This is a genomic window from Amycolatopsis balhimycina FH 1894, assembly GCF_000384295.1.
Classification (GTDB): domain Bacteria; phylum Actinomycetota; class Actinomycetes; order Mycobacteriales; family Pseudonocardiaceae; genus Amycolatopsis; species Amycolatopsis balhimycina.
Map to the genome: position 1 here is coordinate 7,072,288 of NZ_KB913037.1, position 12,614 is coordinate 7,084,901.

9 protein-coding genes are annotated in these 12,614 nt (G+C 72.7%); 2 read left to right on the forward strand and 7 right to left on the reverse strand.

Translation table 11 applies throughout. The features are described 5' to 3' along the window. Positions 1-24: 24 nt before the first annotated feature. Both A3CE_RS0132455 and A3CE_RS0132460 read right to left on the reverse strand, forming a co-directional pair. Positions 25-399 carry a GntR family transcriptional regulator gene (locus tag A3CE_RS0132455; RefSeq protein WP_020644274.1) on the reverse strand — a complete coding sequence of 125 codons (375 nt, stop codon included), beginning with the start codon at positions 397-399 and terminating at the stop codon, positions 25-27. Beyond that, the gene (locus A3CE_RS0132460) at positions 396-1,085 is read right to left on the reverse strand and encodes a hypothetical protein (RefSeq protein WP_020644275.1); all 690 of its coding nucleotides are present in this window, start codon (positions 1,083-1,085) and stop codon (positions 396-398) included. The genes A3CE_RS0132455 and A3CE_RS0132460 overlap by 4 nt, the downstream gene beginning before the upstream one ends. 306 nt (positions 1,086-1,391) lie before the next feature. Here A3CE_RS0132460 and A3CE_RS0132465 point away from each other — a divergent pair, with 306 nt between their 5' ends. Continuing rightward, entirely contained in the window at positions 1,392-2,672 is a 1,281-nt protein-coding gene (locus tag A3CE_RS0132465; protein WP_020644276.1) for a PucR family transcriptional regulator, read from the forward strand. 34 nt (positions 2,673-2,706) lie between these two features. Here the strand turns inward: A3CE_RS0132465 and A3CE_RS0132470 are convergent, their stop codons facing one another. The 5 genes from A3CE_RS0132470 to A3CE_RS0132490 all read right to left on the reverse strand — a co-directional run bounded on the left by A3CE_RS0132470 (position 2,707) and on the right by A3CE_RS0132490 (position 11,808). Further along, entirely contained in the window at positions 2,707-4,182 is a 1,476-nt protein-coding gene (locus A3CE_RS0132470) for an AbfB domain-containing protein (RefSeq protein ID WP_020644277.1), read from the reverse strand. A gap of 11 nt (positions 4,183-4,193) precedes the next feature. Beyond that, positions 4,194-6,215: an AbfB domain-containing protein gene (locus A3CE_RS0132475; protein WP_020644278.1), complete on the reverse strand. Its 2,022-nt coding sequence runs from the start codon at positions 6,213-6,215 to the stop codon at positions 4,194-4,196. An 80-nt stretch (positions 6,216-6,295) separates the two neighbouring features. Beyond that, positions 6,296-6,865, reverse strand: coding sequence for a hypothetical protein (locus tag A3CE_RS56810; RefSeq protein ID WP_020644279.1), 570 nt, complete (start codon positions 6,863-6,865; stop codon positions 6,296-6,298). Further along, positions 6,862-10,686, reverse strand: coding sequence for a hypothetical protein (locus A3CE_RS51980; RefSeq protein ID WP_051183803.1), 3,825 nt, complete (start codon positions 10,684-10,686; stop codon positions 6,862-6,864). The genes A3CE_RS56810 and A3CE_RS51980 overlap by 4 nt, the downstream gene beginning before the upstream one ends. A gap of 48 nt (positions 10,687-10,734) precedes the next feature. Next, positions 10,735-11,808 carry a hypothetical protein gene (locus A3CE_RS0132490; RefSeq protein ID WP_245589622.1) on the reverse strand — a complete coding sequence of 358 codons (1,074 nt, stop codon included), beginning with the start codon at positions 11,806-11,808 and terminating at the stop codon, positions 10,735-10,737. Between the two features lie 197 nt (positions 11,809-12,005). Between A3CE_RS0132490 and A3CE_RS0132495 the strand changes: the two genes are divergently transcribed. After that, positions 12,006-12,611 carry a hypothetical protein gene (locus A3CE_RS0132495; protein WP_020644281.1) on the forward strand — a complete coding sequence of 202 codons (606 nt, stop codon included), beginning with the start codon at positions 12,006-12,008 and terminating at the stop codon, positions 12,609-12,611. Positions 12,612-12,614: the final 3 nt, after the last annotated feature.

A 12,614-nucleotide genomic window follows, 5' to 3' on the forward strand; every position in this document is an offset into this window, starting at 1 on the left:
ACTTGAAGTTCCTCAAGGTGGCCATCACGGACTTTCGTGCACCGGGTAGGCGGCGCGGACCGCGTCCAGGGCGTCGTCGAGGCCGGCGCCGAGGTCGTGGGCCTGGGCCGCGAAGTCCGCGGCCGCGGTGCGCAGCAGGGCCGCGCGGTCCGGGCGGCCGGACGGGATCGTCACCACCGTGCCGCGCGCACGGGCCGTCGCCACCCAGCCCGCCGCCTCCAGTTCGCGGTACGCCCGCGCCACCGTTCCCGACGCCAGCCCGAGGTCCCGCGCCAGCTGGCGGATCGGCGGCAGCCGCGTCCCCTCGGGCAGCGCGCCCGTCGTGATCGCGTGGACCACCTGGTCGTGCACCTGCCGCCAGGGCGCCAGCCCGTTCTCGGTGTCGACGACGATCTTCACGCGGGCGTCGGCAGCCGTTTCACCGGGGCCACCACGGCCAGGAACACCACCAACCCGAGCACCACGGTCAGGAAGGCACCGAAGGTCTGGACCGGCCCGGCGGCCGCCGCGCAGGTGGCGATGCCCAGCCCGATGGCCACGCGGGCGCTGCGGCAGCGCAGCGCCAGGTCGGCCCGGCCGCCGACGGCGGGGCGGCGCAGCGCGAGCAGGGCGATCGCCCACGCGACCACGAACGCGCCCGCCGCGACCGCGAGCGACGTCCAGCGTCCGGCGACGGCGAGGGTGACGATCGAGCCGGTGGCGGCGAGCACGCTCAGCCCCAGCGCCCACCCCGGGACCAGGTCCAGCAGCGTGCGCCGGACCAGCACGGCTTCGCGGCGCGGGCCGCGCGACGGCCGCTGCGCCAGCAGTTCGGCGATCAGGCCGCCGAGCATCAGCGTGGTGAACAGCGAGCCGGCTGTCCGGTCGAGCAGCGGCGGGATCGCCAGGAACAGCCACGGGTACCAGAACCGGCGCCGCTTCAGGTACCGGACGGCGAGCGCGACCTCGGCGTCGTCCGGGTCGGGCACGCCCCACCGCTTCAGCAGTCGCCTGCCTTGTTTCTCGCCCGGCCAGAGCACGATCAGGATCGCCAGGCCGACCAGGCCCATGATCAGGGCGACGCCGAGCACGTTGTCCCACGGCATGCCGGACCTCCTCGCTTGTATCAACCACACGATACAAGAAGCCGGCCGTAACCGCACCGCGGGCGGGTCGTTGGAGGTTCGTCCGTTCGTACGCATGATCAGGTGCAGTCGGCGGCCTCCTTGTCACCCTTCGGCAGTCCGGCCCGTGAAAAATTGTCAAGAAGATGACAAGAAAGCGGTTTCCCTCCGAAAGGGTGACACGTTCGGCGCTACTTTTTCGATGTGTCCGGAGCCACCCCGCACCAGGCGCGGGGTGCCGCTCGCGTGCGAGCGGCCGGAATCCCGGGGCGGAGCGAAGGAGCTGCGATGTCGGTGGAGCGCGGATTCGATCACGCTGCGCCGCCACCCGCCGCACTGCCTCGGAAGCTCGCCGACATCCTGCGTCCCGAGCTGGCCAGCCTCGCGGCCGAGATCGTCGACGAGATCCGCGCGACCATCCCCGCCTACGCCCGCCCGCTCGACGGCCCCTACGGCAAGTCGATCCGGGCCGGCGTCGAATACGCGATCACGCTGTTCGTCGCGCAGATCGCCGACCCGACGGTGTCCAAGGAGCAGTCCCACGAGGTGCACCACCGCCTGGGACAGAACGAAATGCGCGAAGGCCGCAGCCTCGACACGCTGCAGTCGGCGTACCGGGTCGGCGCGCGGGTGTCGTGGCGGCGGATCATGCGCGTCGGCCGGCGCAGCGGGCTCTCGTCGGCGGTGATGTCCCAGCTGGCCGACGCGATGCTGGCGTTCATGGACGAGCTCGCGTCCGTCGCGCTCGACGGCTACCTGGAAGCGAAGGCGCGCACGGCGGGAGCGCTGGACACCTGGCGCCGCAAGCTGCTGCACCTGATCCTCGAGACGCCGCCCGCGTCACCCAAGGCGATCGCCGAGCTGGCCCAGCTGATCGGCTGGCCGGTGCCGGTGGACGCGACGCCGGTGGCGGTCCACCCGGCGGGCGGCGTCGCCCCGGCCCGCCGGCACGCCGGACTGGACGCGGACGTCCTCGCCGAGCTCGACACGGCCGACCCGAAGCTGGTCGTCCCCGGCGAACTGAGCGGCGCGCGGCTGGCGTCGCTGCAGGTGGCGCTGCCGGACTGCCGGCTCTCGATCGGCCCGTGCGTCGCGCTGGCGTCGGTCGCGGATTCCTTGCGCTGGGCCCGGAACGCGCTGCAGCTGGCCGAGCGGGGCGTGCTGACGCCGCGCCCGGTGCTGCGGGCCGAGGAGCACCTGGCGACACTGCTGGTCAACTCCGACACGGGCCTGGTCGGCACGCTGCGCCACCGCCTGTTCGCCCCGCTGGCGGACATGACGGGCAAGCAGCAGGAGCGGCTGCTGGAGACGCTGCGGGCGTGGCTGGACAGCCAGGGCAACGTGGTGGAGATCGCGGAGCGCCTGAGCGTCCACCCCCAGACGGTCCGCTACCGCATGCGCCAGCTGCAGGCCACGTTCGGCGACAGCCTCCGCGACCCGGCGGCGCGGTTCGAGATGGAGCTGGCGTTGCGCGCGGGGGCAGCGCCACTGCCGCTGCGGTACCCGGTCAGCGAACTGCTGCCGTCACCGCGGTCGGGTGGCAGCCATCCACAGTGGACGCCGCGGTAGCCGGGACCACGCGGGCCCCGGCCACCGCGGGCGGTCACGGGACGTCGGCCTGCCAGGAAGCGTCCGCGGCGTAGCCGTTCGGGCTGTCGTAGGGGTGGCTGCCGCCGGTGTCCGCCGCCCAGACCTGGGTGGTGTACTGGCGCAGGAACCTTCCCCGGGCGCTGTAGGACTCCAGCGTGACGCCGGTGCCCGACAACCCGGCCTTCGAGCACCAGGTCGCGTCCGCGTGGAACCCGTCGGTGCCGTCGGACGCGGCGAGCACGACCCGCAGGCCCTGCTGCCGCAGGTAGTACTCGGGGTGGGCCACCGATTCGAAGGAGTGACAGCTCGCGTCGGCCTTGCCGGGAACGACCCGCCAAGCCGTGTCGGTTCCGGCGCCCGCGCCGACGACGGCGTCGGTCAGGCCGCGCAGGTACCAGCCCGGCGCACCGGGGCTCTGCGAGCGGAGGGACTGGACGAGGGCCGCGTCCTCGTACTGGCCCAGGCGCAGGAACTGTTCGACGTCGTTGTCGGTGCCGGCCATGGCGGCGTTCGCCCCGGCGACGAGCGCGGGGTGCACCCGGCTCTGCTCGGCACGCGTCCGCAGCTCGAACAGCAGCCGCCGGTCCGCTTCGCCCTTCTTCCGGATCCAGGTGAACCAGTCCTGCAGGTTCGCGCTGTGGATGCCGGTGCCGATGTAGGCCCGCAGCTGTGCGGTGTCCATCGTCCGCAGCGCCCGTTCGGCCGCGGCCCGCACCTCGGTGCCCGCCTTCGCCGCCTGCCAGAGGTCCAGCACGAAGTTCACGTCCGGCTCCACCAGCTGGCCCGCGGTGGGCTCGATGGCGACCACCGCGGCGGCCAGGATCCGGGCGTCCCGTGCCGCGTCGGCCGCCTTCTGCTCGGCACTCTTCGTGGTGTCGGCGTCGATCAGGTCCTGCAGGTCGGCCGCGCGGGCGGTGAAGATCCCGGTGAGGATGAAGTTCTTTTGGGCGGCGGCGTCGCCCTGGTAGGCGGCCAGTGCCGCGGCCTTCAGCTTCGGCCCGGAAGCGTGCTCCCACATGGCGAAGGCGAACTCCTGGTCGCTCTGGATGAGCAGGACCTGCGACGGCTCGATCTTGTTGACCAGCGCCGCCCGCTGCTTGGCCTCGCGGGCGGCCCGCGCCGCCGCGTCGTCGCGCAGGATCCGGGCTTGGTCACGGGCGTTGGCGTCGCGGACCCCGGTCTTGATCCACTGCGTCCATTCCGGCTGGGTGCCGGCGTAGGCGAGTTCGGCCGACGCCCGCACCTCGGTGCCGGTCGCCCGCTGCCACAACGCGAACACGAAGTTCCGGTCGGTCAGGATCAGCAGGTCGGGGCTCGCGACCACGCCGATCTCCTGTGCGGCCTGGACTTTGTCGTCCTGGGTGGCGCTGCGCGGCGTGTCCGCCGTGACCGCGGCTTCCGCCCGCGGCGCGAGGGCCGGGGCCACGGTCCCGAGCAGCGCGAGGGCCGCGGCGCCCGCCGCCAGTCCCAGCCGGGTTCTGCCTGTCATCGTCGGCTCCTTCAGCTCGCCGGGTACACGGTCGCCACGCCGGTGGCGGTGTCGTAGTCGATGCGGCCGCGTTCGAACGTGCTGCGGCGGCCGCCGGGGATGGCGACCTCGTCGGAGGTCGGGTAGCCGAGCGTGGATTTCTCCCCGCCGAGGGAGAGCCATTTGGTGCGGATCGCGCCGAAGACGGCGTGCGCGCCGGCGCGGTCGACCGAATAGATCGAGCCGCCGCCCGCGAAGTTCACGAACCGGCCCGCCTTGTCGGATGTGCAGGCCTCGTCGGTGACCGGCACCCCGAGTACGGGATGCCCGCCGAGGCGCAGGTACACGGCCAGGATCTCCGGCGACGCGCACGCGGTGCCGCGTCCGGTCGTGAGCGGGTGCACCGCGCCGCCGCGGCTCCAGTAACTGCGGAAGGCGACCTGCCCGGGTGCGCTCCGGCGCTGGAAGTCCCGGTACCGCACGGCTCCGTCGATCTGCTCCGGGCGCAGCGGCGAGACCAGCAGGTCGGTGTAGGGGTCGTAGTCGGGCAGGTACTTGTTCAGCCAGTTGACCGTGATCTCGGTGGAGTCCGGCAGCGGTTCGGTGACCCACCAGTAGAACTCGACGCCGAGCCCGGCCCGGCCGTCGGCCTGCCGGGTCAGAAAGTCGGCGCCGCCCCTGAGGGTCACCCCGGCCCCGGGCAGGATGTTGTCGACGCACCAGGTGGCGTTCCAGCCGAAGTCGACGGTCCCGTCGGTGGGCAGCACGGCGACCTGTGTCTTCTTGCCGTCGTAGTACCGCGCGAGGTAGTGGTTCGGTTTCGCGGGCGACTCCAGCGAGAAGCAGCCCTCGCCGGCTTGCCCGGCGACGACCCGCCAGGTCGCGTCGAGCCCCTCACCCGGCGCGGGCTCCGCGGACCCGGGCTTGACGACCACGCCGTCGGCGGTCTCGCGCAGGTACTGCCCGGCGATGTTGCCGTTGATGGCGTTGCGGCTGAACGACTGCGTCAGCGTCTCGTACTGCCCTTGGTCGAGGAAAGCTTGGACAGCGGCGACCCCTTCGGCGAGAGCCCGCTCGGCGGCGCGCGCCAGCCGCGGCTGGATGCCGCCCACGACGGCCTTGTGCCGGATCTCGTCGACCAGCGCCCGGTCCGTCTCGGCCTTCTGAGCCAGCACGGCAGCGACGTCCCGCCAGTTGGCCTCGTAGACGCCGGTGTCGATGAAGCGCTTCCAGTCCGCCCGGACGCGGCTGCGCAACGCCGTGACGGCGGCTTTTTCGATTTCGCTGCCCGGCCGCGCACCGTCGGCGATGACGCGGAGGATGTCGTCGTCGGGCAGGCTCACGATCTCCGGCGTGGGGACCACCCGCACCACGGTGACGGCCCGGCCGCGGGCGCCTTCGGCGGCTTCGCGGGCTTTCTCGGCTTCGGTGGCCTGTGTCTTGGCGTCGATGGCGTCCTGCTGGTCCTGTGCGTGCGCGGCGCGGGCACCGTTGGCGATGAACTCCTTCTGCGCGGCGGCGGGCGCCCCGAACGCGACGAGCGCGGCGGCCTTGACCCGGGCCCCGGCCGCCCGTTGGGTGATCTGGTAGATGAAGTCCCGGTCGCTCTGGATCACCAGCTCGGATTCGGGAGCGATCCCGACGACGATGGCGGCCTGCTCCTTGGCCTCCCGGGCGACCCGCGCGGCTTCGGCGTCCCGCATCTGCTGAGCCTGGTCCCGTTCGTTCGCCGAGAGGATTCCGGACTTGATCCACTCGGTACAGGCGAGCTCGGGGCCGGCGAAGGCGAGTTGCGCCGAGGCCCGGACTTCGGGGCCGGTGGCCTGCCGCCAGAGCGCGATGACGAACTCCTTGTCCCGCAGGAGCATCATGGCGTCGGTCGGCACGATGCCGAGGGTCCTCGCCGCGCGGAGTTTCTCGGACTCGCTGGCGACGGGTGGGACTTCGGCGGCTGCCGTGGCCGCGGGCGCCGCGGAAGCGGCCGTGGCGGTGACCGGAACGGTGAACGCCGACGCCGTCACGACGGCGACGGCCAGGACGGCAAGTGCTCTCACGGTGTCTCCTGTTCCTCGGCCGGATCGCGGACTTCCCAGCCGGACCAGCCGGGTTGCTCGTGGTGGTGGTGTGGCCGGGTTCAGGACAGGCTCTGCCAGAGGTCTTTCCATTCCCGGTAGCTGTCCCGGTCCGGGGACGGCGGCAGCAGGTGTGCGATCCGGTCCAGCTGGCTGACAAGGACCATCGGCGCGGCGAGCCGCCGGAGCTCGCCGAGGTCGGGTTCGCCGTGCCACCTCGCGACCGTGCGCCGGGCTTCCGCGGGGGGCCAGGGGAGTTCGGCGACGAAATCGGCCACCAGCCGTCCGGGCGACAGCAGCGCGAGCCCCGGGCGCGGCCCGACCTCGAGCAGGAGACTCGCGGAAAGGTGGAACCGGTCGGCGGTGACACTCGCGTGGGACAGCCCGCCGAAGGTTTCCGTCCACGCAAACAGGTTTGCGGCGACCTCGTCGCAGCGGGCCCAGTCGGCTTCGCCGAGTTCCCGGCAGTGCGCGACGAGCCCCTCGCGGAACAGCTCGCCGGCCAACGTCCACTCCGCGTCGGCGAGCACCTCCGGGTCGGTCGCGGTCAGCTCCTCGACGTGGATCCGGGACAGCCGGTCCACCAGGTCCCGGAAGCTCATCACCTTGAGTTCGTTCAGGGAGGGGATCACGGGAAGTACACCCCGAAGGCTTCGAAGGCATCTCTGGCGATCTTCATGTATCCCCGTCCCCGTGAGCCGCTTCGCGGTGTCCTGTAGTGGCCGCTGGTCGGGTTGATGTCGAGCCCGAACACGCCGGGCCCGCCTCCGCTGATGGTCGCTTCGCCGGCGGAGAGGACGTCCGCGCCGCCGCTGAGCACCGGATGCTTGAGCTCGACCGTACCCACGTACTTGGGTATCACGACAAGCCGACCGTCCAGCAGCACCGCCCACTTCACTGTGATCGCGCCAGCCCCGATCAGATCCCGGAACTTCGGGGTGCCGAGTTCGATCGGCCCGACACCGAGCTCCCGCGCCTGCTGCAGCTCGTCCGCCAATCGCTCCGGCAGCCTGTTCCGCAACGGGAGGCAGATGAAGAACTCCGCGGCAACCTGGCTGGTGGAAGCCCGGCTCGCCGCGAGCCGGCCGCCGACCCGGCAGACCCGCCGCAGCTGGTCGAGCAGAACGGTCATCTTTTCGGCCAGCCGCGCGATCTTCTCGGACTTGGCGAGGTACTTGCCGAAGTTCACGATCACGGCCGTGATCGCCTTGACGATCGCTTTGCCCTTGACGAACGGCAGAACCAGCCCGACGACGTTGACGACACTCCAGAGGCAGGCCTCGATGTTCCCGGAGCCGAGACATCGCTTGAAGTCGGGGATCCCGATGTACTCGAGGAGCACCTCGCCACCGACCTCGGCGAGGAAGCTGACGACGTCCTCGCCGTTCATGCAGCCCTGCTGGGCAGTGCGGTACTCCGTCAGGGCTGCTTCGCTGTCCGGTTCGGCGACGAGCTCGTCGATGTCCTCGACCGAAAGGCCGGGCAGGCAGCCGGCCAGCACCATCGCCTTGGCCTGCTGGATCTCGGCGTCCCGTTGCCGTTGGTCCTTCTCGGCTTGGTCGGCCGCACGCTGCGCGTCGGCCGCGGCGTCGCGGGCCCGCTGGGCCGCGTTCGACGTCTCCTGGGCGTGGGCCCTCGCCCGTTCCGCCGCCGCGGCGGCTTCGGCTGCGTAAGTCTCGGCCTGCGCAGCCGCTGCGTGAGCCGCCGCCGCGTCCGTTTCCGCCTGGGTGGCCGCGCCGCGCGCCGCGGCGGCCTGGCCTTCGGCGGCGTCCGCGGCCAGACCCGCGATCGCCGCGTCGGCACTCGCTTCGTTCGCCTTTTGCCGGGCCTTCACCGCGTTCTGGTGCGCTTGGGCGTCGTAGCCGTTGGCCATGTCCGCCGCGCCCCGGGCGAGGTCCGCCACCGACGCCGCGTTGGCTGCGGCTCGCGCCGCCTCCGCCACCGACTGCGCGGCCTGCGATGCCGACTTCGCCGCGTTGGCCGCCGCTTGGAACGCCGCCTTCGTGTCGGCGGCGGCGTTGTCGGCCGCCTGCTGGGCTTGGGTGGCGGCCGACTTGGCCTCGTCCGCCCGGGTCTGCGCGGCCTGTGCCTGCTCGTCTCCCGCGGCTTGCGCCTGGGCCGCCACTTCGGCGACGAAGTCGGCGTCGAGGTCGGCTCCGGTGAAGGGGGCGACCACGACGATCGCCGTGTTCGCCGGTGCCGTGATGGCGGCCGACGACGTTCGTGCGGCCAGCGCGGCGCGGCCGGCGAGACCGGCCTGGGTCGTGGCGGAGACGGCTTCGCGGAACGACTCGCCGGCGTTCTGCCCGGCTCTGGTGGCGGCGACCGTCGCCAGCCGCGCTTGCTCCGTCGCCTGCTCGGCGAGCGCGGCGGCGTTGCGGGCGTTGGCCGCGGCCTTGACCTCTTCCGCCGTCGCGGTGGCGGCCGCGGCGTTCGCGCGGGTGGCGGACACGTGGGTGGCGGCCGCGGCGGATTCGGTGTTGTCCGCGGCAAGATCCGCGTTCGCCGCGGCGTTCTCCGCTTCTTGCGCCGCGGCACGGGACGCGGCGGCGGCCGCGGTGGCCTTGGTCGCCGCTTCACGGGCCCGCGCGGCGGCGCCGGTCGCCCGGTTGGCGGCGTCCCGCGCGGCGACGGCGGCGCTTGCCGCGGCGCCCGCGTCGGCGCGAGCTTCCCGGGCCGCGGCCCAGGCGGGTGCTTCCTGCTCGGTTCCCCGCGCCGCGGCCGCGGACGCTTCGAGCGCCTGGGCGCGGGCCTCGGCGGCGTCCCCCTCGCGCTGTGCCTTCCACGCCAGGTCACGCGCGGTCTCGGCGTTCGACTCCTCCCGCCGGGCGGTGTCTTCGCAGCCGGCGGCGATGTCCTCCTGAGCTCGGGCGCGCGCCAGGTAGGCGGCGGCTTCACGCTTCTTCGCCTCCGCCTCGCCCCGCGCTTTGCGCGCCTCGGCCGCGGCCTGGTCGGCCTGCGCGCGGTAGCGGGCCGCCTCGTCGCGTCGGCGTTCCGCCTCCATGCGGGCCGTCCGGGCCTTGTCCGCTTCCTGCTCCGCCGCGTGGAGGGAGTCGTAGGTGCGTTGCAGGTCCTGCCAGGCTTGGTCACGGGCCGCCTGGGCGGCCAACCGGGCCTGGTTCGCGCGCTCGGCGGCGTCCTTGGCCGCCTTGGCCTGGTCGGCGGCCGCCGCGGCCAAGGCCGCGGCCTGGCGGGCGTGCTCGTCGGCGTGCAGCCGCCACTGCCGGGCTTCCTCCGCCCGGGCGGAGGCTTCGTCCTGGTGGCCGATGGCCGCGTCCGTGGCCGTCGTCGCCTCGACGGCGTGCTGCGCGGTCTGGCTCGCGAGCACCGCCGCCTGCGCGGCCGAGGACATGCCCTGGGCCAAGCGGGCCCAGTCGGCGCCGTAGGGCAGGCCCACCTCGATCAGGATGTTCGCTTCGGCAGTTGCCGCGACGGAGGCGCTCTGTGCCTCGGACGCCGCCTGCCCGGCGAAGTCCAGCTGCCGCTGGACCTCCTGGCGGACCAGGCTGAACGACCCGGGGGAGTGGTGGCCGCCCGCGGTGTTCGCCGCCAGGATCTGAGCGGCCTGGCGGGCCGCGGTGCCCGCCGAGACCATCGCGTTCGCCGCGCGCTGCAACGACCGGATGCCCCGGCCGTTCGCGACCAGCAGGTTCTGCCGGGCTCGCGACGCGCGGGCCGCGCGCTGGGCGAGGTCGCTCGCCGCCTCGGCGGCCTTGTTCCGTTCTTCGAGGTCCTTCAGGTACTGCTCACGTGCCGCGGCGTCCCGTTGCGCGGCCGCGAGGTAGCCGCCGTTGAAGAACGCCACGATCGCCGCGTCCCCGGCCGCCAGGGCCTGCTGTGCGGCGAGCTTGACCTCCGGGCCGGCCGAGCCGGACAGGGCGGTCACCCGCGCCCGCAGCTCGTCGGCGCGGGCCTGGGCGTTGCGCCGGGTGCGCTCGTCCCGTTCGGTGGCGATGCCCCGGCCGTAGTCGAGGAAGGCGGCGCGGTCGGCGTCCGATCCGGCCAGCACCCGCTCGACCTCGGCGTTGAAGATCGGGCCGCCGGTGCCGCGGAGGTTCAGGACGGCTTCGCGGTTCAGCCGGGCCGTCTCGTTGCGACGGGCCTGCGCGCGTTGCTGCGCTTCGACCTCACCGGTGTCGAGGAACTCCCAGATCGCGTCCTCGGTCCCGGCGTCCAGCGCGGCCTGCGCCGCCGCGCGGACCTCGGGTTCTTCGGAGAGCTGGGCGATGTCGGAGACCAGCTTCCACAGCCGCGGGTCGAGCGGCTCGCCCGTCCCGGTCTCGCCGTCCCAGCCCGGGTATTCGGTGTGCGGAATCGGACGCGCCCCGGTGGGTGGCGGTTCGTCGGCGGTGACCGCGGCGGGCGCCGGGGTGACCGCTTCGACGTCGGTCGTGGTGAACACGGTGAACGCCAGCAAGAGCGCGAACACCTTCGTGACGAATCTGTGCGGCATTTCCGCGTCCTCCGTGAGGGGTGGGACGAAAAAAGAAGAAAGCGCTTATCAGGGGAGTGAATTCCGCATCCGCGTTTCCCCGTCGACGGCTTGGCCCAGCACGCCGGCCCAGAACCGGGACTGCTCGGCCGCCCAGTCCTGTTCGGCCGCCCACGCGGCCCGCGTGGGATCGGCCGCATCGCGCACGGCCCGCCAGTTCGGCCCGGTCGCGGCCTGCGCGGCAGCGGCCACGGCCGCCCAGTTCGCGGCCTGGTCGCGGGCGACCTGCTCGGCATCCGCCCACGCGACGCGGGGCGCCGAAGTCCGCTCGCCGACCCGTTGCCAAGCCCGAGCCGCGGCTTCCCGCAACTGGACCGCGATTTCCCCGGCGGCGTCGAGCGCGGCCTGCTCCGCCTCCCGCGCGTCGACGAGCAGCTGCCGGACCGTGGCAAGCCAGCGGGCCTCCTGCTCGGCGTCACGCAGGCGGTGTGCCTCCAGGTCGAGTTCCGCGCCGGTCGCCCAGCCGTAGGCGAAGAACTCGACGACGTCCGCGTCGGTGGCACCGGGCCGGGTGGCCCAGGCGGCAGCGGCGCGGACCTGTGCCCCGGGATCGTGCGTGGCCAGCGTGCGGACGTAGTGGCGGTCCGCTTCGGCGAGGGCTTCCTGCTGGCTGCCGTCCGCCTCCCTGGCGAGCCGGTCACGCTGCTCCGCGGCGGCGAATCCCTGGCGGACGAACAGCTCCCGATCCGGGTCGGTGCCCAGCAGGGCACGCTGCGCGGCCGCGTTGACCTCGGGTGCGTAGGTCGCGGTGTAGGTGAGGATTACCCGGCGGCAGAAGTCCGTGTTGACCGCGGCGGTCTCCGCCGCGCGTTGTTCGGCCGCGGCCAGCCCGTGGTCGAGGAACTCGAAGACGACGTCGTCGTCCTCGTCGGCCCACGCCACCCAGGCGTCGGCCCGCACCGCCGCTCGCGGGTCCTTGCCGGCCAGCCGTCGCACGAGTTTCCGCGCGGTGGTGGCGGGATCGGCCGTGGCGGCGAGCGTCGAAAAGTCCAATGTGGACGCTGAAGCAAGCGGAATCTCGTTTGCGCCGAAGAAGGCCACGGCAGCCAGCGCACCGCACAACAGGACGCGAAGCCGCGACATCATTGCCTCCCCCTCATGGCGATCGGGCGGGCAAAACACCCGATCCGTACCAACGTAACATCGCGGTGAAGTGGTGATCAATCGGCCGTTCGGCCCACCGGGATTTGTCGTGATCCGATGAAGTCGGAGAACTTCCTTGTCTGCCTTTCGATTTTGTGGTTAACCTCCGAAAAGGACGATTCCGAGGGGGAGTCACGATGGAACCCGCGTTCAAAAGACGCACCGCGCTGCGTGGCGCGGCCGTGCTCGCGGCCGGTGCCGCCGCGCCGGTCGGCGTCGCAGCCGCCGGCGATTTCGCCGAACTCGTCTGGCGGGCCTCTGCGCCCGGAATCAGCCCACAGCCGTTCCGGACGAGGATAGTCTCCGGGATTCCCGCGGTCGTCGGCTACGGAACGTCCGTGACTCTCGGCCCGGTCATCGTGCAGGCGATCAGCCACCCGAGCTTCCCCCTGATCGTCCGGAGCGCTGGATACAGCTCGGTGACCGCGACGGTCACCGGTACGGCGGTGGTGACCGACGCCAGGGGCCTTTCCGGCCGGGTGCCGGTGACGATCGTCTTCCCGCGCGTCACGGTGCCCACCACCGGGGTCGAGACCGTCCTCACCGGAACTGCCACCGTGACCGGAACGCCCCAGCTGCCCGCGGTCCGCAACCCCGGCACGATGAAGATCGAAGCGGAGACTCCCGTGCAGGGAGCCGTCACGTTGTTCAAGGACAGCGGGGCGAGCACATCGATCACCAGCCTGATCACGCTCACCCCCAACACCCCGGTTCCCCCGGTCGCGACGATCGAGGTGCGCTGACCG